Here is a 25,113-nt window from a genome sequence, read left to right on the forward strand (position 1 = left end):
GCCACCGAGAAGGCCCGGGTCGACTACGGCCCCGGCGTCACGGTGGCGGACCTGATCGCCACCGTCGAGCGCACCGGCTACACCGCCGAACTCCCCCCCCCCCCCCCGCCCCCCCCCCCCCCCCCCCCCCCCCCCCCGGGGGCGCCCCCCCCCCCCCCCCCCCCCCCCCCGGCGTCTTCCGTGTCCGGCCCGGGACTCAGGACCCCTGACGCTCCGACGAGGAGGCCTCGGGCTTGGGCCGCCGGGTGAAGACCCGTCGGACCGGGGCGGAGACCGCCTCGACCGTCCGGGCCGCCGCGGTGCCGACGACCGTCCGGGCCGCCCGTGCCGCGTCGGAGATGCGCCACCACAGCTGTGCCGAGGACGGCGGCAGCAGCAGCGCCCTGGTCCGCCCGGCCCGGCCGGCCTTCGCCCGCAGGCCGCGCCGGGCCGTGTGCACGTCGGCGGCCAGCGGCGCCGTGGTGACCTGCCCGGGCGGGGCGTACAGCACCCGCTCGGTGGCCAGGGCCAGCCGGCCGGCGGCGGCCGCCGAGTCCGCGTCCAGGTCCGCCTTCTCGGTGATCCGCCGTGCGGCCGAGCGCGGGGTGCGTGACTCGTCCGGGGGAATTCCGAGGTCCCAGGCGGAGTCGACCAGCTCGTCCCAGGCGGCCAGCACCTGGGCGTCGGTCAGCTCCGCGGGACCGCCCGCGCCGGGCCGGCGCCGCCCGCCACCGCCGAGCCGACGACGGCGGACGGCCGTGCGCCAGAGCATCGGGACGAGCAGCAGTGCGATCACCGCGAGCACGGCCGCGAGGGTGCCGAGCACCTGCCCGGACAGCAGCCAGGACTCCTCGTTCGCGTGGGCCGTGCTCTTGCCCTTCGGGCCGCAGTCGCCCAGCTGGCGCTGCTTGGCGCTGCAGTCCGCACTGGCGGACGGCGCCGGGGCGGCCGTCGTGGGCTGCGCGGCCGCGGTCGCGTGCTGGGTGGGCGCGGTGGTCGGGGCGGTGGACGTCTCGGTGTAGCGGGTCGGGACGCCGCGGCTCGGGGTCGGCTCGAAGCGCGTCCAGCCGTAGCCCGCGAAGTACAGCTCGGGCCAGGCGTGGTACATCCGGCCGGTCACCGAGTAGCGGTTGCCGCCCTTGGTGTCGCCGGGGGTGAAGCCGACGGCGACCCGGGCCGGGATCTTCAGCGTCCGGGCCATCGCCGCCATGGTGGAGGCGTAGTGGACGCAGAAGCCCCGGCGGTCGCGCAGGAAGACCGCGATGGCGTTGCTGCCGGTGCCGGCGCTGACCGAGGTGTCGTACGTGAAGTCCGGCCCGGTGAACCAGTTCACCAGGGCCATCGCCCGGTCGTAGTCGTTCTGCGCCTTGCCGGTGATCGTCCTGGCCTGCTCGGCGACCACGCTCGGCAGGTCGGACGGGACGGCGGTGTAGTGCTCCCGGACGTCCTGCGGCGCGATCGGCGCGAGGCGCAGCTCGTTGGCCGTGGGCCGCAGGTCCAGCGAGCTGACGTGGTAGCGCAGGCCGCGGATCGCCTTCTCGTTGACCGGGACGACCGTGCGGGTCAGCGGATCGAGCTTCCAGTCGCCGCGGTTGGGGACCTGGACGGAGGCCGCCGGGTAGGGCATCGGCAGCCAGCTGTTCTCCAGCCCGTCGCTGATCTGGTAGTCGCCCTCGATCCGGGGCACGTTGGCGTCGCGCAGGCCCTCGGGGTTGGGCAGCGTCTCCGGGAGGTCGTTGACGGCGGTGCTGGCGAGCCGCCAGCTGGTCCCGTCGAACTGGTCCAGCGAGCCGGTCCGCAGGTAGGTCTGGTCGGCGACGTCGCTGTCCATGGTGTAGCTGAGCAGCACGGCGTCGGTGGGCTTGGTGATCGCGGCTTCCAGGCTCACCAGCGGGTCGAGGCTGGTCGCCACGCTCCCGCCGCCGCCCTTGCCGGAACCGCCCGAGGAGCCGGGGTGCAGCAGACCGGCGTCCCAGCGCGGCAGCACGACCGGGAGGAGCACCGCCACGGCCAGCGCGAGGACGCCGACCCGCTGGCCGCCCGGGCTGATGCCGCCGGAGCTCGCCGTGCCGCGGTCGGTGCCGCGGAAGATCCGGCCCCAGCGGGAGACCCGGTCCTGGCCCTCGGCGAACAGCAGCAGCAGGTAGCCGGCTGCGGCGACGGCGAACCAGAACCAGCTGCCGTGCTCCCCGGCCAGGCCGTTGCCGACCGAGTAGAGCGCCAGCAGCGGCAGTCCGGCCAGCGCCGCGCGCCGGTAGGTCACCGCGATGGTGTCCACCACGACGGCGATCAGGCCGACCGCGGAGACCAGGATCAGCCGCAGGCCCGCGGTGGGCGGTGCCGGGATCGCGTACTGCTGGATGTCGTCCAGACCGGACGCGAAGACGTGGTCCAGGACCCGCATCGAGGAAGGTCCAGGCACCACGCTGCCGGTGAACCCGATGATCATCAGCAGGAGCAGCACCAGCAGCTGCCCGACCGGCACCGTCCAGCGGTACAGCGGGGAGCGGCGCAGGCCGGCGCCCGCCCCGGCGAGGACGGCGACCACCAGGACGGCGTGGGTCAGCCAGCTGCGGGTGGTCAGCAGCGGCATCATGCAGAACGAGGCGAGGGCGGTGGCCAGCGCCGCGTAGACGGTCAGTTTGGCCCGGGTGGTCACGCGCCGGCCTCTTCTCGGTTGGGGGCGGTCGTCTTGGCGCCTTCGGCGGCCCGCCACAGGTCCGGCACGGAGTCGCCGGCGTTCACCGGGATCACCGTCCAGCCGGCCTCGCGCAGCTGCCGGACCCGGGCCCGGAACTCCTCGCCGCCGGTGTTCGGGGCCAGCATCCGCAGGCCGGCCCAGGTGCCGGTGTCCAGCAGGAAGGCGACCGCCCCGCCGGTACGGCTGCGCAGTCGGCCCAGCCGGGCGGCCTGCGTGTCGTCCAGCTCGCCGAGGACGGCCACCAGCAGGCCCTCGCCGCCGGTGCGCAGCGGCTCCTCGGCGCGGGAGAGGGTGCCGCCGTCGGACAGGTCGGCGACCGCGAGGGCGTCCAGGATCAGCCCGGAGGTGTCGGCGGCGTTGTTCCGTCCGCCGGCGCCCGGCCCGGGCACCGCGAGTCCGGTGTCGGTGAGCAGCTGCGTCTGGTAGCCGCGCTCCAGCAGGTGCGCGGCCACCGAGGCGGCACAGCTGACCGCCCACTCGAAGGAGGAGGCGGGGCCGCTGCCCCGGTGGCCGATCTCGCGGGTGTCCAGCAGGACGGTGGCCCGGGCCTTCTGCGGCTGCTCCTCGCGGCGCACCATCAGTTCGCCGTACTTGGCGGTGGAGCGCCAGTGCACCCGGCGCAGGTCGTCGCCGGGCCGGTACTCGCGCAGGATCACGTCGTCGTCGCCGGCCAGCGCCAGGGAGCGGCTGTGGCTCTCGCCCTGGCCGAGCCACTCGCCGTTCAGCCGCACGTACGGCAGGGCCTGGACCTGGGGGACGACGGTGAGGACGTCGCAGGCGGTGAAGGCGCGGGTCACCTCGCACATCCCGAACGGGTCGGACAGCCGCAGCTGCAGCGGCCCGAGCGGGTAGCGCCCGCGCAGGTCGGAGCGGACCCGGTAGGAGACCTCGCGGTAGCCGCGCGGCTCGACCCGGTCCAGCACGAAGCGCGGGCGCGGCCCGAGCACGTACGGGACCTTGTCCTCCAGGAGCAGCACCCCGGTGGGTACCCGGGAGACGTTGTCCAGCCGAAGGTGGACCCGGGCCTCCTGGCCGGCGACCGCCCGGCGCGGGCTGAGCCGGCGGCCGCTGGCCACCCGGTAGCGGGTGTTGGCGACCACCACCACGGCGACCAGCGGGAGCGCGGCGAGCAGCACGCCGACGCGCAGCAGGGCGTCCTGGTCGAGCAGGTAGGCGCAGACCACCGCGGTGAGTCCGGCGGCGAGGAAGGACCGCCCCCGGGTGGTGAGGCCGCGGAACCCGGCCCGCAGCCCCGACGCCGAGTCGGACTGGGCCACCTCAGCCCCTCCGGACGGCCGGGCCGCCCTGCGGGCGCGGCAGCGGCAGCCGGGCGACCAGGTCGGTCACGATCTGCTCGGAGGTGCGGCGGCTGAGCTGGGTCTCGGCGGTCGGCATCAGGCGGTGCGCGAGGACGGGCACGGCGAGGCGCTGGATGTCGTCCGGGGTGACGTAGTCGCGGCCGTCCAGCGCGGCGGCGGCGCGGGCGGCCCGGACCAGGTGCAGCGTGGCGCGCGGCGAGGCGCCCAGGCGCAGCTCCGGGCTGGTGCGGGTGGCGCCGACCAGGTCGACGGCGTAGCGGCGGACCGGGTCGGCGATGTGCACGGTGCGGACCAGGTCGATCAGCTTGAGGATGTCGGCGGCGTGCGCGACCGGCTGGAGGTCCTCCAGCGGGCTGGCCCCGGCGTGCACGTCCAGCATCGCGAGCTCGGCCTCGGGGCTGGGGTAGCCGATCGAGATCCGGGCCATGAAACGGTCGCGCTGGGCCTCCGGGAGGGGGTAGGTGCCCTCCATCTCGACCGGGTTCTGGGTGGCCACGACCATGAACGGCGAGGGCAGCTCGTAGCTGGTGCCGTCGATGGTGACCTGGCGCTCCTCCATGGACTCCAGCAGCGCGGACTGGGTCTTGGGCGAGGCGCGGTTGATCTCGTCGCCGACCACGATCTGGGCGAAGATCGCGCCCGGGCGGAACTCGAAGTCGTGCCGCTGCTGGTCGTAGATGTTGGTGCCGGTGACGTCCGAGGGCAGCAGGTCGGGCGTGAACTGGATGCGGCGCACGGTGCAGTCGACCGAGCGGGCGAGCGCCTTGGCCAGCATGGTCTTGCCGACGCCGGGGACGTCCTCCAGCAACAGGTGGCCCTCGGCCAGCAGGACGGTCAGGGCGATCCGGACGGCCTCCGGCTTGCCCTCGATCACGCTCTCGACGTTGGCGCGGACGCGGTCCACGACCGCGGCGAGCTCGGGGAGCCCGACCTGCTGGTACCCGTTCGCCCTCTGCTCGCCCCCCGCAGGACCGCCGAGACCGGCCTGATCGTTGTAGCTCGTCACCCGTTTACGCTCCCTGGCACCTGTGTCCGCCCCGTGCCGAGGCCGGACCCCACCCCATGCTTGACGCGGCCGTCCCGGGGCCGGTTCCGATGGCGGATCCGGCGTGGGGAGGCGGCCTGCGGCCCGGCCGCCCCAGGTGGTTCGGGGCCCGACCGGCAGGCGCATTCTCCCCCGCCGGGTGGCTCGAAGTCACCATTCGGCCGTTCCCGAATGGGAGGGGCCCGACGGTGCCCGGACGCCGTCGGCCGGGCGGGGGCGGGGCTAGTCGATCTCGCGCAGCAGGCCGGTGTGGACGTCGAAGACGAAGCCGCGGACGTCGTCGGTGTGCAGCAGGAAGGGCGAGGTGCGGACGCGCTGCATGGACTGGCGGACGTCGCCGTCCAGGTCGACGAAGGACTCCACCGCCCACTGCGGGCGCTGGCCGACCTCCAGCTCCAGCTCGCGGCGGAAGTCCTCGGTGAGCCCGAGCAGGCCGCAGCCGGTGTGGTGGATCAGCGCGATCGAGCGGGTGCCGAGGGCGCGCTGGCTGATGGTCAGCGACCGGATGGTGTCGTCGGTGACGACGCCGCCGGCGTTGCGGATGACGTGCGCGTCGCCCAGTTCGAGGCCGAGCGCCGCGAACAGGTCGAGGCGGGCGTCCATGCAGGCCACCACGGCGATCTTCTGCACCGGGCGGGCGTCCATGCCGCCGTCCTGGAAGGTCACCGCGTACTCGCGGTTGGCCGCGACGAAGCGGTCGATGATGGTGGGTCCGGCGGGGTCGGCAGCGGCGTTCGGCGTGGGCCGGTCGGGGGTCACTGTCATGCCGGCGACGTTAGTGCCGATCCGGCGTCCGCGGTGGGGTGGAGAGCTACAGAACCCGCTGCTGTGATCGAGCGCATAGCCACAACGGGAGGGTTTGTCCGAGCTGGTACCGGAGTGGGTCGTACGCAGTCGCTGGGAGGGGGCGCGCGACGGTGTCCGAGGGCCCCCGGATCGGGCCGCCACCGGGCCACCCCAACGGCCGCGACCTGCGGTGATCCGTACCGCCGCCCGGGTGGTGCGCCGGAGCGGACCATTGACTGGCAGGGCCCGCGCGATAGAGTTTGCGGCGCAGTGGAGCACACCCGCCGGAGCCCGTCAACCGGGCCTTCCCGGCCGGTGCAACCCGGTCGACGCGGTCCGTGGCCTCCACCCGCTCCGTGCTCACCTGGCGCACCTTCCCCGGCGCCGGGCGGTCACGACCTTCCCCTTGAGCGGGCGGGGACCACGGGCCGCTTCGTCGTGCCGGGAGCAGGTGGGCGAGAATGGTCGCAGCTCCCGGACGTCGGGCTGCTCCGCACCGAGGAAGGGCGCCACCGCGCATGACCACCAACGAACCGGGCCCGAAGCACGTTCCGGTGATGCTGCAGCGGTGCATGGACGCACTGGCCCCCGCGATCTCGAAGCCCGGAGCCGTGGTGGTGGACGCCACCCTCGGCCTCGGCGGGCACAGCGAGGCGCTGCTCACCCAGTTCCCCGAGGTCAGGCTCATCGCGGTGGACCGCGACCCGCAGGCGCTGAAGCTCTCCGGCGAGCGGCTCGCCCGGTTCGGCGACCGGGCGACCCTGGTGCACGCCGTGTACGACGAGATCCCCGAGGTGCTGGAGCGCCTCGGCGTGGACCGCGTGGACGGCGTCCTGTTCGACCTCGGCGTCTCCTCGATGCAGCTGGACGAGGCGGACCGCGGCTTCGCTTACGCGCAGGACGCGCCGCTGGACATGCGGATGGACCAGACCCGGGGGATCAGCGCGGCGGAGGTGCTGAACACCTACAGCCACGGCGACCTGGCCCGGATCCTCAAGGTCTACGGCGAGGAGCGGTTCGCCGGGAAGATCGCCTCGGTGATCCTGCGGGAGCGGGAGAAGGAACCGTTCACCAACAGCGCGCGTCTGGTCGATTTGGTGCGCAACGCCATTCCGGCGGCGACCCGCCGCACCGGCGGGAACCCGGCCAAGCGGACGTTCCAGGCGCTGCGGATCGAGGTCAACGGCGAGCTGGAGGTCCTGGACCGGGCGATCCCCGGGGCGCTGGACGTCCTCGCGCTCGGTGGCCGGATCGTGGTGATGTCCTACCAGTCGCTGGAGGACCGCCTGGTGAAGCAGTACTTCGCCGCGGGGGCGACCAGCACCGCCCCGCCGGGGCTGCCGTTCATCCCGGAGGAGCACCAGCCCTGGCTCAAACTGATCACCCGCGGTGCCGAGCTGGCCACCGAGGAGGAGATCGAGGAGAACCGGCGCGCCGCGCCCGTACGGCTGCGGGTGGCGGAGAGGATCAGGGACCGGAACAAGCGGGGCTGACAACCGGTCCCGGCGAGGTCCGAAGGGCGGAGGAGAGCAGTGGGGCCGGTGGCCGGTGAGGTCCGGGCGGGGCGGGGAGGTCTCCCCGGACAGGGCAGGGCGCGCATCACGGTCCGGCCGGGGAAGCGCCCGGTCAGGGGGCGCACGCCGTTCGCGGTGCTCGTCGTGGTGCTGCTGGCGGCGGGGCTGCTCGGGCTGCTGGCGCTGAACACCGCGCTCAACGAGGGCTCCTTCGAGCTGTCCCGGCTGCAGAAGCAGACCACCAAGGCGACCGACGAGCAGCAGAGCCTGCAGCACGAGATCGACCAGAGCTCCGCGCCGGACGCGCTGGCCAAGCGGGCCGCCGAGCTGGGCATGATTCCGGCCGGGGGGATGGCCTTCCTGGACGTCCCGAACGGCGGCAAGGTGCTGGGCACGCCCGGGCCGGCGCAGGACAGCCCGCCGGTCAAGCGCTCCACGGTCGAGCCGTGGCCGACGAAGCCCGTGCCGGGCGGCACCCAGCCGAACGCCGGACAGTCGCCCGTGCCCCAGCCGCAGGCTCCGGCCGTACCGGCCACGCCGACGACGGCGGCCTCGGCCGGTGACTCGGTGATCCAGCTCAACCCGGCCTCGCCGGCCGCGCCGAGCGGGGGTGGCGCGCGGTGACCACTCGTCAGCCTTCCGGGGGCTCCGGCTCCGGCTCCGGCAACGGCCGTCGTCCGGTGCCCAGGGGTGCCGCGCCGCGCGGTCAGTCCGCCGCCGGGCGGCCGCAGCCGGCGAAGGGGCAGCCGGGCAAGGCCCAGCCGGCGCGCGGTCAGTCGGCGAAGGCGCAGTCCGCGAAGGCCGCCGCCTCCCGCAGCACCGGGCGCACCCCGCAGCAGCGCCGTCCCGAGGGGCGTCCGCCGGCTCGCGGTCAGGCCGCGGTGCGGCCGCGCCCGAAGCCGCCGCAGCGTCCCAAGGCGCTCAAGCTGGCCGAGCCGAAGCGCCGGCTGCGGGTGATCACCGTGGCGATGTCGCTGGTGTTCTCGGTGTTCGCGGGCCGTCTCGTCCAGCTCCAGCTGGTCGACTCGGACGCGCTGGCCGCCGACGCCAACACCAACCGCTACCTGAACATCCCGATCACCGCCGAGCGCGGCTCGATAACGTCGGCCGACGGGGTGGCCCTGGCCGCCACCGTCGACGCGTACGACATCACCGCCGACCCGGCGATGTTCACCCCGGCGGCGACCGGCATCCCGGACGCGCCGGAGCAGGCGGCCGCCCTGCTCGCGCCGATCCTCGGTGTGTCCAAGGAGAAGATCGCCGCCGACCTGCGCACCCCGAAGACCCGCTACAAGCGGCTCGCCGCCGCGCAGACCCCGGCCGCGAAGAACCAGATCAGCGACCTCAAGTCGAGCCTGGAGAAGCAGGCCGGCTCGCGCGCCTGCCAGGCGCAGAAGAAGCTGCTCGGCAAGCCCGCCGACCAGGGCGGGCGCACCCGGGTCGACAACGAGTGCGCCAACCCGCTGGCCGGGGTGTTCAACCAGGAGACCCAGAAGCGCGTCTACCCGGCCGACGGGCTGGCCGCCAACCTGATCGGCTTCGTCAACGGCGAGGGCGCGGGCGCCGGCGGGCTGGAGCTGCAGTACCAGCAGCAGCTGGCCGGCAAGGACGGCCACAGCAGCTACGCCCAGGCGGGCGGCCGGCTGGTGCCCACCGCCGGGGGCACGCTGGACCCGGCCGTGCCCGGCAGTGACGTGAAGCTGACCATCAACCGGGACGTCCAGTGGGCCGCCCAGCGGGCGATCACCGACCAGGTGGCCAACTCCGGCGCGGAGAAGGGCTACGTCGTCGTCCAGGACGTGAAGACCGGTCAGGTGCTGGCGATGGCCGCGGCGCCCGGCTTCAACCCGAACGACCTGAGCCTGTCCAAGCAGTCCCAGCTGGGCAACCCGGCGCTGGGTGACGCCTACGAGCCGGGCAGCACCGCCAAGCTGATGAGCCTGGCCGCCGTCCTGGACTCCGGCAAGGCCAACTGGGACACCCGGGTCACCGTGCCCAACCGGCTGGTGCGCGCGGGTCAGCAGTTCAAGGACGACGTCGAGCACGGCGACTGGTACCTGACCCTGGCCGGGGTGCTGGCCAAGTCCTCCAACATCGGCACCATCGAGGCCGTCGAGACCCTCGGCGGCGGCGACCAGCTCCAGGCCAACAAGGTGCTGGACGGCTACATGCGCAAGTTCGGCGTCGCCCAGCCGACCGGCCTGAACTTCCCCGGCGAGGCCTCCGGGATGCTCAAGAAGCCGGAGGACCTGGTCGCCTCGGAGAAGTACAACATCTCCTTCGGGCAGGGACCGCTGCAGATGAACGCGCTGCAGGCCACCTCGGTCTACTCCACCATCGCCAACGGCGGGGTGCGGGTCGCGCCCAGCATCGTCCAGGGCGTCACCGGCCCGGACGGCAAGTACGCCCCGACACCGGCGGGCGAGCAGACCCGGGTGGTCAGCGAGCAGACCGCCAAGACCCTCACCTCGATGCTGGAGTCGGTCGTCGACGACGAGCAGGGCACCGGGGGCAAGGCCGCCATCCCCGGCTACCGGGTCGCCGGCAAGACCGGTACCGCCAACCGGGGGGCGGCCAACGGCGTCGGGTACGACGGCTACACCGCCTCCTTCATCGGGTTCGCCCCCGCCGACGCCCCCCGGTACACCGTCTCCTGCACCCTCCAGGGCCCGGTCAACGGCCACTTCGGCGGCCAGCTGTGCGGACCGGTGTTCAAGCAGGTGATGGAGTTCACCCTGAAGACCATGCAGGTCCCGCCGAGCGGCAGCCAGGCGCCCAACCTGCCCGTCGAGTGGAAGCCGTGAGCGGAGCATGAGCGAGGAGCGGGTCGGGCCGGCCGACGGCGCGGCGCGGGGCCGGTTTGGCCCTGGGCACCCTTCGGCGGATAGCCTTCCCGCCGTGCCGAAACCCGATCAAACCACCGTGAGTCCGCCCCGTCCGACCGGGACCGCCGTTCTGCCGCTCCCCGAGCTGGCCGTCCAGCTGGGTCTCGCGCCCGTCGAGGGCGGTGCCGTCAGCGGCGTCACCCACGACTCCCGCGCGGTCCGCCCGGGCGATGTGTACGTGGCCTTCCCGGGCGCCAACCACCACGGCGCGGCCTTCGCCGCCAAGGCCGCGGAGTCCGGCGCGGTGGCCGTGCTCACCGACCCGGCCGGCGCCGAGCTGGCGGCCGGCACCGGCCTGCCGCTGCTGGTCGTGGACCGGCCGCGGGCCGTCATGGGCGAGCTCGCCGCTATCGTCTACGGCCGCCCGTCCGAGCGGCTGCTGATGCTCGGGCTGACCGGCACCAACGGCAAGACCACCACCTCGTACCTGGTCGAGGGAGGTCTGCGCGGTGCCGGGCGCACCCCCGGTGTGATCGGCACCGTCGAGATGCGGGTCGGCGAGGAGCGGATCAAGAGCGAGCGCACCACGCCCGAGGCCACCGACCTGCACGCGATCCTCGGCGTGATGGCCGAGCGCGGCGCCGACGCGGTGACCATGGAGGTCTCCAGCCACGCCCTGGTCTTCGGACGCACCGACGGCGTCGCGTACGACGTCGCGCTGTTCAACAACCTCACGCCCGAGCACCTCGACTTCCACCCGGACATGGAGGACTACTTCCAGGCGAAGGCCCGGCTCTTCCAGCCCGGCAAGTCCCGCCACGGCGTGGTCAACGTGGACGACGAGTACGGACGCCGGCTGGCCGCCGAGGCCAAGATCCCGGTGACCACCTTCTCCGCCGCCGGCCGCCCCGACGCCGACTGGCGGGCCGTGGACGTCCAGCTCGGCCCGATCGGCTCGACCTTCCGGGTGCTCGGCCCGGCCGGTGCCGAGGCCGACGCCGCCGTCCCGCTGCCCGGCCCGTTCAACGTCTCCAACGCGCTCGCCGCGATCACCGTGCTGGTCGCCGCCGGGCTGCCGCTGGAGCGGGCCGTGGCGGGCGTCGCCGCCGTCCCCGGCGTGCCGGGCCGGCTGGAGCGGGTGGACGCCGGGCAGCCGTTCGTGGCCGTCGTGGACTACGCGCACAAGCCGGACGCCCTGCAGGCCGTCCTCGCCTCGCTGCGCGAGGTCACCAAGGGCCGGCTGCACGTCGTCGTCGGCTGCGGCGGCGACCGCGACCCGCACAAGCGCGGCCCGATGGGCGCCATCGCCGCCCGTCTCGCCGACACCGCCCTGCTGACCAGCGACAACCCTCGCAGCGAGGACCCGCTGGCGATCCTCGCCACTATGCTGACCGGCGCCGCCGCGGTGCCCGAGGCCGAGCGCGGGGCCGTCCTGGTCGTCCCCGACCGGGCCGAGGCGATCCAACTCGCCGTCGCCCGCGCCCAGGCGGGGGACACCGTGCTGGTGGCCGGCAAGGGCCACGAGCTCGGCCAGTACGTACGAGACGAGATCCGCCCCTTCGACGACCGCGAGGTGCTGCGCGAATCCATCGCGCGGACCACGGCCGTGCGGGGCGACCGAGGAGTAGAGCAGCAGTGATCGCACTGACCCTCGCCGAGGTGGCCGCCGCAGTCGGAGGCACCCTGGACGGCGCGGACCCGGACGTCCTGGTCACCGGCCCGGTCGAGGTCGACTCGCGGAAGGTGAGCCCCGGCGGCCTGTTCGCGGCCTTCGTCGGCGAGCACGTGGACGGCCACGACTACGCGACCACCGCGGTCGAGGCCGGCGCCGTCGCGGTGCTGGCCTCCCGCCCGGTCGGCGTGCCCGCCGTCCTGGTCGACAGTGTGGTGGAGGCACTCGGCAGGCTGGCCCGTACCGTGGTCGCCCGCGCCGAGAACACCGCCGTGGTCGGGCTGACCGGCTCGGCCGGCAAGACCAGCACCAAGGACCTGATCGCCCAGCTCCTCCAGCGGCACGGCGCGACCGTCTACCCGCCCGGCTCGCTCAACAACGAGATCGGCCACCCGATGACGGCGCTGCGGGTCGAGGCCGGCACCCGGCACCTGGTGATGGAGATGGGCGCCCGGCACAAGGGCGACATCGAGTACCTCGCCTCGATCACCCCGCCCCGGATCGGCGTGGTGCTGAACGTCGGCACCGCCCACGTCGGCGAGTTCGGCTCCAAGGAGGCGATCGCCGAGGCCAAGGGCGAACTGGTCGAGGCGCTGCCCGCGGACGGCGCCGCCATCCTCAACGCGGACGACCGCCTGGTGCGCGCGATGGCCTCCCGCACCAAGGCCAAGGTGGTCCTGTTCGGGGAGTCCCCGGACGCCCACGTCCGGGCCACCGACGTTCGCCTGGACGCCACCGGACGGCCATCGTTCACGCTCACCACCCCAGCCGGTTCCGCGCCCGTGCAGCTGCGCCTGTACGGTGAGCACCACGTCTCGAACGCCCTCGCCGCCGCCGCGGTGGCGGTGGAGCTCGGGATGTCCGTCGACGACACCGCGGCAGCCCTGGGCGAGGCGGGTGCGCTGTCCCGCTGGCGCATGGAGGTCGTCGACCGGGCCGATGGTGTCACCGTCGTCAACGACGCCTACAACGCGAACCCCGACTCGATGCGGGCCGCGCTGCGGGCGCTGGTCTCGATGGGGGGTCGCGGCCCGGAGCGCCGGCGCACCTGGGCGGTGCTCGGCGAGATGCGGGAGCTCGGCGAGGACAGCCTGGCCGAGCACGACGCCATCGGGCGGCTCGCCGTCCGGCTCGACGTCACCAAGCTGGTGGCGGTCGGCGGACGCGAGGCGGCCTGCATGGAACTCGGCGCGAGGAACGAAGGTTCGTGGGGTGAGGAGTCGGTGCTGGTGTCCGACGCGGACGCGGCGGTCGATTTGCTGCGCAGTCAGCTGCGGCCGGGGGATGTGGTCCTGGTGAAGGCGTCCCGTTCGGTGGGGTTGGAGAAGGTGGCCGAGGCCCTCCTGGCGGACGGTGCTGCCCGATGATGAAGCAGATCCTCTTCTCCGGGATGATCGGCCTGATCCTCTCGCTGGCCGGTACGCCCGCCCTGATCAAGCTGCTCGCCCGGCACGGCTACGGCCAGTACATCCGCGACGACGGCCCCAAGGCGCACCACAGCAAGAAGGGCACGCCCACCATGGGCGGCATCGCCTTCATCCTGGCGACCCTGATCGCGTACTTCGCCACCAAGGCGATAACGGGCGAGAGCCCGACCATCTCCGGGCTGCTGGTGCTCTTCCTGACCGCGGGCCTCGGCCTGGTCGGCTTCCTGGACGACTACATCAAGGTGGTCAAGCGCCGCTCGCTCGGTCTGCGGGCCAAGGCGAAGCTGGCCGGCCAGTCGCTCGTCGGACTCGCCTTCGCCGTCCTGGCGCTGCAGTTCCACGACGACCGCGGCCTCAGCCCGGCCTCGCAGTCGTTGTCCTTCGTGCGCGACTTCAAGTGGTCGATCGGCCCGGTGCTGTTCGTCATCTTCGCGTACTTCATGATCGCGGCGACCTCCAACGGCGTGAACCTGACGGACGGTCTGGACGGTCTCGCGACCGGCGCCTCGGTGATGGCCTTCGGCGCCTACACCTTCATCGGCGTCTGGGAGTACGGGCAGAGCTGCGCCTACACCGTCACCGCGACCGCCAGCTGCTACGACGTCCGCGACCCCTTGGACCTCGCGGTGGTCGCGGCCGCCCTGATGGGCTCCTGCTTCGGCTTCCTGTGGTGGAACACCTCGCCCGCCAAGATCTTCATGGGTGACACCGGCTCGCTCGCCCTCGGCGGCGGCCTGGCCGGTCTGGCGATCTGCTCCCGCACCGAGCTGCTGCTCATCCTGCTCGGCGGCCTCTTCATGATCATCACCCTGTCGGTGATCATCCAGGTCGGCTCCTTCCGGATGACCGGCAAGCGCGTCTTCAAGATGGCGCCGCTGCAGCACCACTTCGAACTCAAGGGCTGGGGCGAGGTCCTGGTCGTGGTCCGCTTCTGGATCATCCAGGGCCTCTGTGTGGCCGTCGGCCTCGGCCTCTTCTACGCGGGATACCGGACCGGATGACCAATCCTGACTTCATCGACCTGCCCGTCGTCGTCGCCGGACTCGGCGTCTCGGGCATCAGCGCCGCGCGCGTCCTGCACGGGCTCGGCGCCCGCGTCACCGTCGTGGACGGCGGCAGCGGGCCGGGCCTGACCGCCCGGGCCGCCGAGCTGGAGGCGCAGGGCGTCACCGTGCGCCTCGGCGACGGCGCGAGCCTGCCCGAGGGCACCCGGCTGATCGTCACCTCGCCCGGCTGGGCGCCGGACAGCCCGCTGTTCGCCGCCGCCGAGGCGGCCGGGGTGCCGGTCTGGGGCGACGTCGAGCTCGCCTGGCGGCTGCGCAAGCCGCTGCCGGGCACCGGCGAGCCCGCCCCCTGGCTGGCCGTCACCGGCACCAACGGCAAGACCACCACCGTCCAGATGCTCGCCTCGATCCTCACCGCCGCCGGCAAGCGCACCGCCGCCGTCGGCAACGTCGGGGTCTCGGTGCTGGACGCGGTGCTCGCCGAGGAGCCGTACGACGTGCTCGCCGTCGAGCTCTCCAGCTACCAGCTGCACTGGGCGCCCTCGCTGCGCCCGTACTCGGCGGCGGTGCTCAACCTGGCGCCCGACCACCTCGACTGGCACGGCTCGATGGAGGCGTACGCCGCCGACAAGGGCCGGATCTACGAGGGCAACGTCGTCGCCTGCGTGTACAACCTGGCCGACCCGGCCACCGAGGCGCTGGTCATGGAGGCCGACGTCGAGGAGGGCTGCCGGGCGATCGGTTTCGGCCTCGGCGCGCCGAGCCCGTCGAACTTCGGCGTGGTGGACGGGCTGCTGGTGGACCGGGCCTTCGTCGAGGACCGGGCCAAGAACGCGGCCGAGCTGGGCGCCGTCGAGGACGTCCACCCGCCGGCGCCGCACAACATCGCCAACGCGCTCGCCGCGGCGGCGCTGGCCCGGGCGTACGGCGTCGAGCCGAAGGCCGTCCGGGAGGGCCTGCGGGCCTTCCGCCCGGACGCCCACCGGATCGCCGAGGTCGGTGTGGTCCGCGAGGTCACGTACATCGACGACTCCAAGGCCACCAACACCCACGCCGCGGCCGCCTCGCTGGCCGCCTACCGGCCGATCGTCTGGATCGCCGGCGGCCTCGCCAAGGGCGCGACCTTCGACGACCTGGTGCAGGGCGCGGCCGAGCGGCTGCGCGCGGTGGTGCTGATCGGCCAGGACCGGGCGCTGATCCGCGAGGCGCTGGAGCGACACGCTCCGGATGTGCCGGTGATCGAGGCGGCCGAGGGCCAGACTGGCGCGGTGGCGATGGCCGAGGTCGTCCGCGCGGCCGCGTCGCTCGCCCGATCGGGTGACACGGTGCTGCTGGCCCCGGCCTGCGCCTCGATGGACATGTTCACCAACTACGGCGAGCGCGGCGACCTGTTCGCGGCGGCCGTCCGGGAGCTGGCGGACACCGGCGAGTGAGCCACCGGGAGTGAGCCACGGCGAGTGAGCCGAAGGGCCGCGCCGACCGTCGGCGCCGGGTCCGGAGCGATCCGGGGGCGAACGAGCCGCATGAAGGATGGGGAGATCGGTGGCGGGGCAGGGCAAGGCGGATTCCGGGGTCGGGAAGCAGGACGCCGCTGAGCCGTGGCGAGTGATCTCCGCCACCACGACCAAGTACAAGTCGGCCGGTCCGCTGGTCCGCGTCCAGGCCTTCCGGGCCCGGCTGCGGTACTGGCTGGACCGGCCGCTCACGCCCTACCTGCTGGTCGTCGGCAGCACGCTGCTGCTGGTCGTGCTCGGCCTGATGATGGTCTTCTCCGCCTCGCAGATCCTGGCCCTGAACCAGCACCACGCGGCGCAGTACTACTTCCTCAAGCAGCTGATCGCGGCCATCCTCGGCCTCGTCCTGCTGATCGGCTTCGCCTCCGTCCCGGTGGCGGTGCTGCGGGTGATCGTCTACCCGGTGATGTTCGGGGTGATCGGCGCGCTCGCGCTGGTCGCGGTGCCCGGCATCGGGGTGCGGATCAACGGCAACCAGAACTGGCTGGATTTCGGCTTCTTCCAGTTCCAGCCCTCCGAGTTCGCCAAGCTCGCGCTGGTGCTCTGGGGCGCCGACCTGCTCGCCCGCAAGCAGAAGACCGGCACCCTGAACTCCTGGAAGCACCTGCTGGTGCCGCTGGTCCCGGGAGCCCTGCTGCTGCTCGCGCTGATCATGTTCGGTGGCGACATGGGCACCTCGATGATCCTGGTGGCCATGGTGTTCGCGCTGCTCTGGATGGTCGGCGCGCCACTGCGGTTGTTCGTGGCCACCCTCGGCGTGGCGGTGGTGGTCTGCACCGCCCTGGTCGTCACCGTCCCGCACCGGGCGGAGCGGCTCGGCTGCATCGGCGTCACCAAGCTCGACCCGGAGGGCGCCTGCTTCCAGGCCCTGCACGGCGTCTTCGCGTTCGCGAACGGCGGCGGCTTCGGCACCGGCCTCGGCGCCGGCGTGGAGAAATGGGGCCAGCTGCCCGAGGCGCACACCGACTTCATCTTCGCCGCGACCGGCGAGGAACTGGGCCTGGTGGGGACGCTGTCGGTGATCGGTCTCTTCGCGGCACTAGGCTACGCGGGTATCCGTGTGGCCATCGGCACGAAGGATCCCTTCGTCAGGTACGCCGCGGGAGCCGCCACCACCTGGATCATGGCGCAGGCCATGATCAACCTGGGGTCGGCGCTGGGACTGCTGCCCATCGCGGGCGTCCCGCTCCCGCTGTTCTCCTACGGCGGCTCCGCCATGCTGTCGGCCATGTCCGCGATCGGTGTGCTGCTGTGCCTGGCACGCAGCACCTCGGGCGCGAAGGCGGCCCTGGCCGCCCGGAGCAAGAACTCCCGGATCAGGAAGCGACTGGCCCGGGTGCTGACACGACGACGAACCACAGCGCGCCCGGCCCCCGGGCCGGCACGCAGGGAGCGGTGAATTTCGGTGCATGTCGTACTCGCCGGCGGGGGGACCGCCGGTCACATCGAGCCGGCCATGGCCCTCGCGGACGCACTCCGCAGGCACGACCCGTCCATCGGGATCACCGCCCTGGGCACCGAGCGCGGACTGGAGACCCGGCTGGTACCCGAGCGCGGCTACCAGCTGGAGCTCATCCCGGCCGTCCCGCTGCCCCGCAAGCCCACCCCGGAGCTGATCACCGTCCCCGGCCGGCTGCGCGGCACCGTGCGGGCCGCCCAGGAGATCATCGAGCGGGTCAACGCGGACGCCGTGGTCGGCTTCGGCGGGTACGTGGCCATGCCCGCCTACCTGGCCGCCAAGCGGGCCGGTGTGCCGATCGTCGTCCACGAGGCGAACGCCCGTCCGGGCCTGGCCAACAAGATCGGCGCCCGCTACAGCGACTTCGTGGCCGTCTCCACGCCCGACAGCAAGCTGCGCGACTCCCGGTACATCGGCATCCCGCTGCGCCGGACCATCGCCACCCTGGACCGCAACGCGGCCCGTCCGGAGGCCCGGCACTACTTCGGCCTCGACCAGCGACTGCCCACCCTGCTGGTCTCCGGCGGCTCCCAGGGTGCCCGCCGGCTCAACGAGACGGTCACCGCGATCGCCCCGCGGCTGCAGCAGTACGGCGTGCAGATCCTGCACGCGGTCGGCCCGAAGAACGAGCTGCCGCAGGTCGCGGACGTCCCCGGGATGCCGCCGTACCGCCCGGTGCCGTACCTGGACCGGATGGACCTGGCCTACGCGGCCGCGGACATGATGCTCTGCCGGGCCGGCGCCATGACCGTGGCCGAGCTGGCGGCCGTCGGCCTGCCCGCCGCCTTCGTCCCGCTGCCGATCGGCAACGGCGAGCAGCGGCTGAACGCCCAGCCGATGGTCAAGGCCGGCGGCGGCCTGCTGGTCGACGACGCCGAGCTGACCCCGGACTGGGTGCTGCAGAACGTGCTGCCGGTGCTCACCGACCCGCAGCGGCTGTGGGACATGAGCCGGGCCGCCGCCGAGTTCGGCCGCCGGGACGCCGACGACCTGCTGGTCGGCATGGTCTACGAGGCCATCCAGGCCCACCGCGGCGGTCGCCGCCGTGGCTGACGGCCGGCCCGCCGATCCGCTGGAGGCGGAGCTGGAGGACGAGGAGTCCGCTCCTCGCCTCCGGCTCTCCCGGCGGGGCGTCGTGGTGCTGAGCGTGCTCGGCGCCGCGGTGCTGGGCGGGCTGGCCTGGCTGGTGTTCCTCTCGTCGGTGCTGGACGTGCGCAGCGTCGCCGTCCAGGGGACCACCGACGACCGACTGACGGCGGCCCAGGTCCGCGACGCGATCGGCGGGCTGGGCGACGGCCCGCTGGCCCGGGTGGACCTGGAGGACGTCCGGCGCCGGGTGGAGGCGATCCCCCGGGTGTCGAAGGCGGAGGTGTGGCGGGGCTGGCCGCACACCCTGCAGGTGCAGGTCGTCCAGCGCAAGGCGGTGGCGGCCGTCAAGGGGGAGGACGGCCGGTTCACCCAGGTGGACGCCTCGGGCGTGAGCTTCGCCACCGAGGCGGCCCCGCCGGCGGGCGTGCCGGTGGTGGAGCTGCGGCTCAGTCAGCAGGCGAACGACGTGGACGGGGTGATTTCCCGTTCGCAGTTGGTCCAGGGCGCGGTGGCGGTGGCCGCCGGGCTGCCGCCGGAGGTCGCCAAGCGGGCCGGGGCGGTGCTCGTGCACTCGTACGACGACATCCAGCTGCAGCTCAGCGGGGGTGCGACGGTGCGCTGGGGGAGCCCGGAACAAATCGACCGGAAGGCCCGGGTTCTGGTGGCACTGATGAATCAGAAGGGTACGAACTTCGACGTGACGGCGCCCGAGGCGCCGGCGGTGTCGGGATGATCCGGTAGGTTCTGTGCCTGAGGGAGGGGTTGACGCCTCGAAGTGTCGGCCCGACCCTTGGTGGTCACCCCGGTTTCCTATGCCGGCTGATGATCACATAGGCTCAAAAGAAAAAGGGAAGCTCGGCGTGTTCGTTGAAACGCGTGCCCGGGGCCACCTAGTGTCCTGTGTCACCAGACTGTGTCCCTTGGTGATGTGACGGAGGCACAGGACTAACCCTAAAGGTCAAGTTTAGGGTTGGGGTCGGCGGTCGGCATTTCGGACATTCAGTCAGAAACCAGGCTCCCTACCCATCGACATCCGTCGGAACGGACCCTCGCCGGGCCGGGCCGACCCGGAAATTCGAGGCGAGAGGCCTTCGACGTGGCAGCACCGCAGAACTACCTCGCAGTCATCAAGGTCGTCGGTATCGGCGGCGGTGGTGTCAACGCCATCAACCGGATGATCGAGGTCGGTCTCAAGGGCGTCGAGTTCATCGCGATCAACACCGATGCGCAGGCCCTCCTCATGAGCGACGCCGACGTCAAGCTCGATGTGGGCCGTGAACTCACCCGGGGCCTCGGCGCCGGCGCCAACCCCGAGGTCGGCCGCAAGGCCGCCGAGGACCACCGCGAGGAGATCGAGGAGGTCCTCAAGGGGGCCGACATGGTCTTCGTGACCGCCGGTGAAGGCGGTGGCACGGGCACGGGCGGCGCGCCCGTCGTCGCCAACATCGCGCGCTCGCTGGGCGCCCTGACCATCGGCGTGGTCACCCGCCCCTTCACCTTCGAGGGCCGTCGCCGGGCCAACCAGGCCGAGGACGGCATCGCCGCCCTGCGCGAAGAGGTCGACACCCTCATCGTCATCCCCAACGACCGACTGCTGTCCATCTCGGACCGCCAGGTCAGCGTGCTCGACGCGTTCCGCTCGGCCGACCAGGTCCTGCTCTCCGGTGTCCAGGGCATCACCGACCTGATCACCACCCCGGGTCTGATCAACCTCGACTTCGCGGACGTCAAGTCCGTCATGTCGGACGCCGGTTCGGCGCTCATGGGCATCGGCTCGGCCCGCGGCGAGGACCGCGCCAAGGCCGCCGCCGTGATGGCGATCTCCTCGCCGCTGCTGGAGGCCTCGATCGACGGCGCCCGCGGCGTGCTGCTCTCCATCTCGGGCGGCTCCGACCTCGGCCTGTTCGAGATCAACGAGTCGGCCCAGCTGGTCAGCGAGGCCGCCCACCCCGAGGCCAACATCATCTTCGGTGCGGTCATCGACGACGCGCTCGGCGACGAGGTCCGCGTCACCGTCATCGCGGCCGGCTTCGACGGCGGGCAGCCGCCGGCGATCGTCCGCGACCCGGTGGTGAAGTCCACCGCCGCCTCTCCGGAGCGCCCGGCCACCACCGCGGCCGCCCCGGAGCGCCCGGCCGGCCGGCCGTCGTACGGGAGCATCGGCTCGGTGACGTCCCGTTCGGAGGGCGAGGCCCAGACCTCCGCCCCGACCCGTCAGGCCGAGACCCCGGCCACCACCGCGGCCGCCCCGGTGCCGCCGCAGGTGCAGCCGGTGGGCCGGCAGCCGTACGTGGAGAGCCCGGCCGAGGAGCTCGACGTGCCGGACTTCCTTAAGTGATCGATCACGCGGTACACACGGGTGCTCACTTCGCCTTCACCGACCGGTGGGGCGGGGTGAGCACTTCGCCGTACGGGGAGCTCAACCTCGGCGGCGCGGTGGGGGACGATCCGGAGGCCGTCCGGGAGAACCGGGCGCTCGCCGCCCGGGAGCTGGGGCTCGAACCGGCCGACGTGGTCTGGATGAACCAGGTGCACGGGGCCGAGGTCGCCGTGGTGACGGAGCGCCAGCCGCTGGGGGAGGCCCCGACGGTCGACGGGGTGGTCACCGACCGGCCGCTCGCGCTGGCGGTGCTCACCGCCGACTGCACCCCGGTGCTGCTGGCCGACCCGGTGGCGGGTGTGGTGGGCGCGGCCCACGCGGGGCGGCCCGGGCTCGCGGCAGGGGTGGTGCCCGCCGTGGTCCGGGCGATGGTCGAACTGGGGGCCGAGCCGGGGCGGATCACCGCCGCCACCGGCCCCGCGGTCTGCGGCCGCTGCTACGAGGTGCCGGCCGAACTGCGCGCCGAGGTCACCGCCGTGGTGCCGGAGGCCTTCGCCGAGACCTCGTGGGGGACCCCGGCCCTGGACGTGCCGGAGGGAGTCGCGGCCCAGCTGGCCGCGGCGGGGGTCGGCGAGCTGGTGCGATCACCGGTCTGCACCCTCGAATCCGCCGATCACTACTCCTATCGTCGCGAGCAGCGCACGGGCCGGCTCGCGAGCTACGTCTGGTTGGGCTCTGATCACTGATGACGAACGACATCTACGGACCGTTCCCGGGGGGCCCGGAGTTCTCGGCCGCGCTGACCGAGGGCCAGCGGGCCCGGTACGAGGAGCTCGGGACCAACCTGGAGGTGGTCGAGCGCCGGATCGCGGCCGCCTGTGCGGCCGCCGGGCGGGCGCGGGACGAGGTCACCTTGATCGTCGTCACCAAGACCTACCCCGCCGAGGACACGGCGCTGCTGGCCGGTCTCGGGGTCACGGACGTGGCGGAGAACCGGGACCAGGACGCCGCTCCCAAGGCGGAGCAGTGCAGAAACCTTCCTCTTGACTGGCACTTCGTCGGACAGCTGCAGACCAACAAGGTCCGCTCGGTCGTCCGGTACGCGAACCACGTGCACTCGGTGGACCGGCTGCGGCTGGTCGAGTCGCTCTCGGCGGCCGTGCTCAAGTCGGAGCGCCCCGAACTCGGCTGCCTGGTGCAGGTGGCGCTGGACAAGGCGCACGGCGAGGGCGCGCACCGGGCCGGGGTCGCGCCGGAGGACGTCGCGGAACTGGCCGACGCGATCGCCGACACGCCCGGGCTGCGGCTGGACGGTGTGATGACCGTCGCTCCGCTGGCCGGTCCGCTGGCCGGGGACCCGGCCCGGGCCTTCGATCGACTGGCGGAAATCGCAACCGCCGTACGGACGGACCATCCGGCTGCCACCATGGTCTCCGCAGGGATGAGTGGTGACCTTGAGCAGGCGATTGCCGCCGGGGCGACACATGTGCGCGTCGGAACGGCGGTACTCGGAGTGAGGTCACCCCTCAGGTAACGTCACCGAGTAAGTAGATCAGACTGCAGGACAAAATAGGACAGAATCTAGCAGCTCTCCGGAGCGCTAGCGAACCGTGGATCGCAGCTCCGCGGCCCCCACTCCACGAACCCTGACAGGCCGTCGGCCTGACGCGCCGTCGTGGACGGGCCGCGGAATCCGCAGGCAGGGTCGTACGGCCCGGGTCGCCGGGAAGCGGAGCCGGCCCCACGGAGTGAGCGAAGCGAGCGGCCGTCGGAAGGGCGCGGCTTCGCGAAGCAGCCACCGGGCGCCAGCTGGGTGGCCATGAGCGGAGGAGACAGGAGCATGGCCGGCGCAATGCGCAAGATGGCGGTCTACCTCGGCCTCGTGGAGGACGAGACGTACGACGGCCAGGGGTACGACCCCGACGACGACTACGACGCGGACCCCGAGCCGATCCGGACGGGACAGCGGACCGAGGACATTCCCCGGCCGGCCGCCGCGGCTGCCGCCACGCCCGCCCCGGTCTCCTCGATCACGCCCCAGCCGGTGCCCGCGGCGGTGCCGATCCGGCAGGAGACCCCGAGGATGGCCCCCGTGTCGTCCATCACACCCGAACGCCGCCACAACCTGGAGAAGAGCGCCCCGGTGATCATGCCCAAGGTAGTGAACGAACGAGAGCCCTACCGCATCACCACGCTGCACCCCCGGACCTACAACGAGGCCCGTACCATCGGGGAACAGTTCCGCGGCGGGACCCCTGTGATCATGAATCTGACCGAGATGGACGACACCGATGCCAAGCGGCTCGTAGACTTCGCCGCTGGACTCGTCTTCGGTCTGCACGGCAGTATCGAGCGCGTGACGCAGAAGGTGTTCCTGCTGTCGCCTGCTAACGTCGATGTCACGGCGGAGGACAAGGCTCGGATCGCCGAGGGTGGGTTCTTCAACCAGAGCTGACCCGGCCACGACTTTACGTGTGGATCTGATCGACAGTGGGTTAGCGACAGGTGACGAGCGGCGGGCCCGAGGGCTCGGGACCGGGGAGAGGGAAACGCGATGGACATCGTGTGGGCGGTGCTCTACTACGCCCTGACCGTCTTCCTGGTGTTCCTGCTCGTACGGCTGGTCATGGACTGGGTCTTCCAGTTCGCGCGTTCGTGGCGGCCGGGCAAGGCCATGGTCCTGGTCCTGGAGGCCACGTACACTGTCACGGATCCGCCGCTCAAGCTTCTTCGGCGGCTCATTCCGCCGTTGCGTTTCGGGGGCGTGGCGCTCGACCTGTCCTTCTTCGTACTGATGATCATTGTGTATGTCCTGATCTCGCTTGTGCACCCCTAGTCGTAGGTGAGCGATGCGACAGGATGCCGGTGTGCCGACGATCACGTTGAGGTGAAGAGATGCCATTGACCCCCGAGGACGTTCGGAACAAGCAGTTCACGACCGTCCGCCTGCGTGAAGGCTATGACGAGGACGAGGTCGATGCCTTCCTCGACGAGGTCGAGGCGGAGCTGACCCGCCTCCTCCGGGAGAACGAGGACCTGCGGGCCAAGCTGGCCGCCGCGACTCGTGCCGCCGCGCAGAACCAGGCCAACCTGCGCAAGGAGCCGCCGCAGGACGCCCCCCGCCAGGGTGGCGCGCCGGTGCCGGCCGCCATATCCGGCCCGCCGGTCCCCGGCCAGCAGGGCCCGGGCGGCCCGCAGCAGATGGGCCCCGGCGGCCCGCAGCAGATGGGCCCGGGTGGTCCCCAGCAGATGGGGCCCGGCGGCCCGCAGCAGCAGATGGGCAACCAGCCCCTCGGCCTGCCCGCCGGCTCCGCGCCGCAGCTCCCGCCGGCCGGCGGCCCGCAGCAGCAGATGAACCAGACCATGGGCGGCCAGCAGCAGCTGGTCCAGCCGATGGGCGGTCAGATGCTCCAGCCCATGGGCGGCCCCGGTGGTCCGCAGCAGATGGGCAACCCGATGGGCCAGGGCATGGGCCAGGGTATGGGTCAGGGCATGGGCCCCGGCATGGGTCAGGGCATGGGCCAGCAGCAGATGCAGCCGATGGGTGGCTCCATGGGCGGCGGGCAGCAGATGGGCGGCCCGCTCGGCGGCCCGATGCAGCAGCAGGGTCCCGGTGGCGACAGTGCCGCGCGGGTGCTGGCGCTCGCCCAGCAGACCGCCGACCAGGCGATCTCCGAGGCCCGTTCCGAGGCCAACAAGATCGTCGGCGAGGCGCGCAGCCGGGCCGAGGGCCTGGAGCGCGACGCCCGTGCCAAGGCCGACGCGCTGGAGCGGGACGCGCAGGAGAAGCACCGCGTCGCGATGGGGTCGCTGGAGTCCGCGCGGGCCACGCTGGAGCGCAAGGTCGAGGACCTGCGGGCGTTCGAGCGTGAGTACCGCACGCGTCTGAAGTCGTACCTGGAGACGCAGCTGCGCCAGCTGGAGTCGCAGGCCGACGACTCGCTCGCCCCGCCGCGGATCCCCGCCACCGCGTCGCTGCCGCCGGCGGCCTCGTCGATGGCGCCGGCCGGTGCGGGCTCGATGGGGAGTGCGCCGAGCTTCGGTGGCAACCAGCCGTCCTTCGGTGGCAACTCGCCGTCGTTCGGCGGGAACAGCTCCTTCGGTGGGTCCTCGCCGAGCTTCGGTGGGCAGTCGAACGGTGGCAACAGCGGGGCTCCGCAGATGCAGCCGGCCGGGATGACCCAGCCGATGGCGGCCGTCCGGCCGCAGCCGCCGCAGCCGATGCAGCAGGCTCCGGCGCCGATGCGGGGCTTCCTGATCGACGAGGACGGCGACAACTGAGGTTGTAGCTGGGCTTTTTGGGGCGTCCCCTTTCTGACCTTCGGGTTGGGGAGGGGGCGCTTTTTTGTGTGGTGGGGTGGGGCGGTGAGGTTCCGCTGGCGCGGGGCTGGTGGGGTGGTGGCTTTCGGGAGGGTGGGGGGTCGGGGGGGGGGGGGGGGGGGGGGGGGGGGGGGGGGGG

20 protein-coding genes are annotated in these 25,113 nt (G+C 72.8%); 16 read left to right on the plus strand and 4 right to left on the minus strand.

From position 1 onward, the window contains the following. Nucleotides 1-196: 196 nt before the first annotated feature. The 4 genes from ACIRD3_RS39585 to ACIRD3_RS39600 all read right to left on the minus strand — a co-directional run bounded on the left by ACIRD3_RS39585 (nt 197) and on the right by ACIRD3_RS39600 (nt 5,809). Nucleotides 197-2,638, minus strand: a complete 2,442-nt coding sequence (locus tag ACIRD3_RS39585) for a transglutaminaseTgpA domain-containing protein (protein ID WP_402226769.1) — start codon at nt 2,636-2,638, stop codon at nt 197-199. Then, nucleotides 2,635-3,957 (minus strand): DUF58 domain-containing protein, encoded by a 1,323-nt coding sequence (locus ACIRD3_RS39590; RefSeq protein ID WP_402226771.1) that lies wholly within the window; start codon nt 3,955-3,957, stop codon nt 2,635-2,637. The genes ACIRD3_RS39585 and ACIRD3_RS39590 overlap by 4 nt, the downstream gene beginning before the upstream one ends. 1 nt (nt 3,958) lies before the next feature. Then, nucleotides 3,959-4,903, minus strand: a complete 945-nt coding sequence (locus ACIRD3_RS39595) for an AAA family ATPase (protein WP_402226806.1) — start codon at nt 4,901-4,903, stop codon at nt 3,959-3,961. 363 nt (nt 4,904-5,266) lie between these two features. Then, a complete protein-coding gene (locus tag ACIRD3_RS39600) occupies nt 5,267-5,809 on the minus strand; it encodes a beta-class carbonic anhydrase (RefSeq protein ID WP_402226772.1) in 543 nt (180 codons plus the stop codon). Nucleotides 5,810-6,348: 539 nt separating this feature from the next. Here ACIRD3_RS39600 and rsmH point away from each other — a divergent pair. The 16 genes from rsmH (at nt 6,349) to ACIRD3_RS39680 (ending at nt 24,935) form a co-directional block, all read left to right on the plus strand. Beyond that, nucleotides 6,349-7,323 carry a 16S rRNA (cytosine(1402)-N(4))-methyltransferase RsmH gene (gene rsmH / locus ACIRD3_RS39605; protein ID WP_402226775.1) on the plus strand — a complete coding sequence of 325 codons (975 nt, stop codon included), beginning with the start codon at nt 6,349-6,351 and terminating at the stop codon, nt 7,321-7,323. 156 nt (nt 7,324-7,479) lie between these two features. Further along, on the plus strand, nt 7,480-7,968 hold the full coding sequence (locus tag ACIRD3_RS39610) for a hypothetical protein (protein ID WP_402226777.1): 489 nt from the start codon (nt 7,480-7,482) through the stop codon (nt 7,966-7,968). Between the two features lie 56 nt (nt 7,969-8,024). Continuing rightward, entirely contained in the window at nt 8,025-10,148 is a 2,124-nt protein-coding gene (locus ACIRD3_RS39615; RefSeq protein WP_402226809.1) for a peptidoglycan D,D-transpeptidase FtsI family protein, read from the plus strand. A gap of 7 nt (nt 10,149-10,155) precedes the next feature. After that, nucleotides 10,156-11,808: a UDP-N-acetylmuramoyl-L-alanyl-D-glutamate--2,6-diaminopimelate ligase gene (locus tag ACIRD3_RS39620; protein ID WP_402226780.1), complete on the plus strand. Its 1,653-nt coding sequence runs from the start codon at nt 10,156-10,158 to the stop codon at nt 11,806-11,808. After that, nucleotides 11,805-13,208 carry a UDP-N-acetylmuramoyl-tripeptide--D-alanyl-D-alanine ligase gene (gene murF / locus ACIRD3_RS39625; RefSeq protein WP_402226783.1) on the plus strand — a complete coding sequence of 468 codons (1,404 nt, stop codon included), beginning with the start codon at nt 11,805-11,807 and terminating at the stop codon, nt 13,206-13,208. The genes ACIRD3_RS39620 and murF overlap by 4 nt, the downstream gene beginning before the upstream one ends. Continuing rightward, complete coding sequence (gene mraY / locus ACIRD3_RS39630) at nt 13,208-14,269, plus strand: phospho-N-acetylmuramoyl-pentapeptide-transferase (RefSeq protein ID WP_402226812.1); 1,062 nt, start codon at nt 13,208-13,210, stop codon at nt 14,267-14,269. Before murF ends, mraY begins: the two co-directional genes overlap by 1 nt. Then, nucleotides 14,266-15,705: a UDP-N-acetylmuramoyl-L-alanine--D-glutamate ligase gene (murD, locus tag ACIRD3_RS39635; protein WP_402226785.1), complete on the plus strand. Its 1,440-nt coding sequence runs from the start codon at nt 14,266-14,268 to the stop codon at nt 15,703-15,705. Before mraY ends, murD begins: the two co-directional genes overlap by 4 nt. Nucleotides 15,706-15,814: 109 nt before the next feature. Then, complete coding sequence (gene ftsW, locus ACIRD3_RS39640; RefSeq protein WP_402226788.1) at nt 15,815-17,185, plus strand: putative lipid II flippase FtsW; 1,371 nt, start codon at nt 15,815-15,817, stop codon at nt 17,183-17,185. Between the two features lie 6 nt (nt 17,186-17,191). Further along, a complete protein-coding gene (gene murG, locus ACIRD3_RS39645) occupies nt 17,192-18,298 on the plus strand; it encodes an undecaprenyldiphospho-muramoylpentapeptide beta-N-acetylglucosaminyltransferase (RefSeq protein WP_350522495.1) in 1,107 nt (368 codons plus the stop codon). Then, complete coding sequence (locus ACIRD3_RS39650; RefSeq protein ID WP_402226791.1) at nt 18,291-19,067, plus strand: cell division protein FtsQ/DivIB; 777 nt, start codon at nt 18,291-18,293, stop codon at nt 19,065-19,067. Before murG ends, ACIRD3_RS39650 begins: the two co-directional genes overlap by 8 nt. A gap of 363 nt (nt 19,068-19,430) precedes the next feature. Continuing rightward, complete coding sequence (ftsZ, locus tag ACIRD3_RS39655) at nt 19,431-20,672, plus strand: cell division protein FtsZ (protein WP_402226794.1); 1,242 nt, start codon at nt 19,431-19,433, stop codon at nt 20,670-20,672. Further along, the gene (pgeF, locus tag ACIRD3_RS39660) at nt 20,669-21,400 is read left to right on the plus strand and encodes a peptidoglycan editing factor PgeF (protein WP_402226797.1); all 732 of its coding nucleotides are present in this window, start codon (nt 20,669-20,671) and stop codon (nt 21,398-21,400) included. The genes ftsZ and pgeF overlap by 4 nt, the downstream gene beginning before the upstream one ends. Next, a complete protein-coding gene (locus ACIRD3_RS39665) occupies nt 21,400-22,188 on the plus strand; it encodes a YggS family pyridoxal phosphate-dependent enzyme (protein WP_402226799.1) in 789 nt (262 codons plus the stop codon). Before pgeF ends, ACIRD3_RS39665 begins: the two co-directional genes overlap by 1 nt. A 306-nt stretch (nt 22,189-22,494) precedes the next feature. After that, entirely contained in the window at nt 22,495-23,109 is a 615-nt protein-coding gene (locus ACIRD3_RS39670; RefSeq protein ID WP_030060144.1) for a cell division protein SepF, read from the plus strand. Between the two features lie 99 nt (nt 23,110-23,208). After that, nucleotides 23,209-23,490, plus strand: a complete 282-nt coding sequence (locus tag ACIRD3_RS39675) for a YggT family protein (RefSeq protein ID WP_030060143.1) — start codon at nt 23,209-23,211, stop codon at nt 23,488-23,490. A 59-nt stretch (nt 23,491-23,549) separates the two neighbouring features. Then, on the plus strand, nt 23,550-24,935 hold the full coding sequence (locus tag ACIRD3_RS39680) for a DivIVA domain-containing protein (RefSeq protein WP_402226803.1): 1,386 nt from the start codon (nt 23,550-23,552) through the stop codon (nt 24,933-24,935). The last annotated feature ends 178 nt before the right edge of the window (nt 24,936-25,113 follow it).

Source organism: Kitasatospora sp. NPDC093550, assembly GCF_044764985.1.
In the GTDB taxonomy this organism is placed as follows: Bacteria; Actinomycetota; Actinomycetes; order Streptomycetales; family Streptomycetaceae; genus Kitasatospora.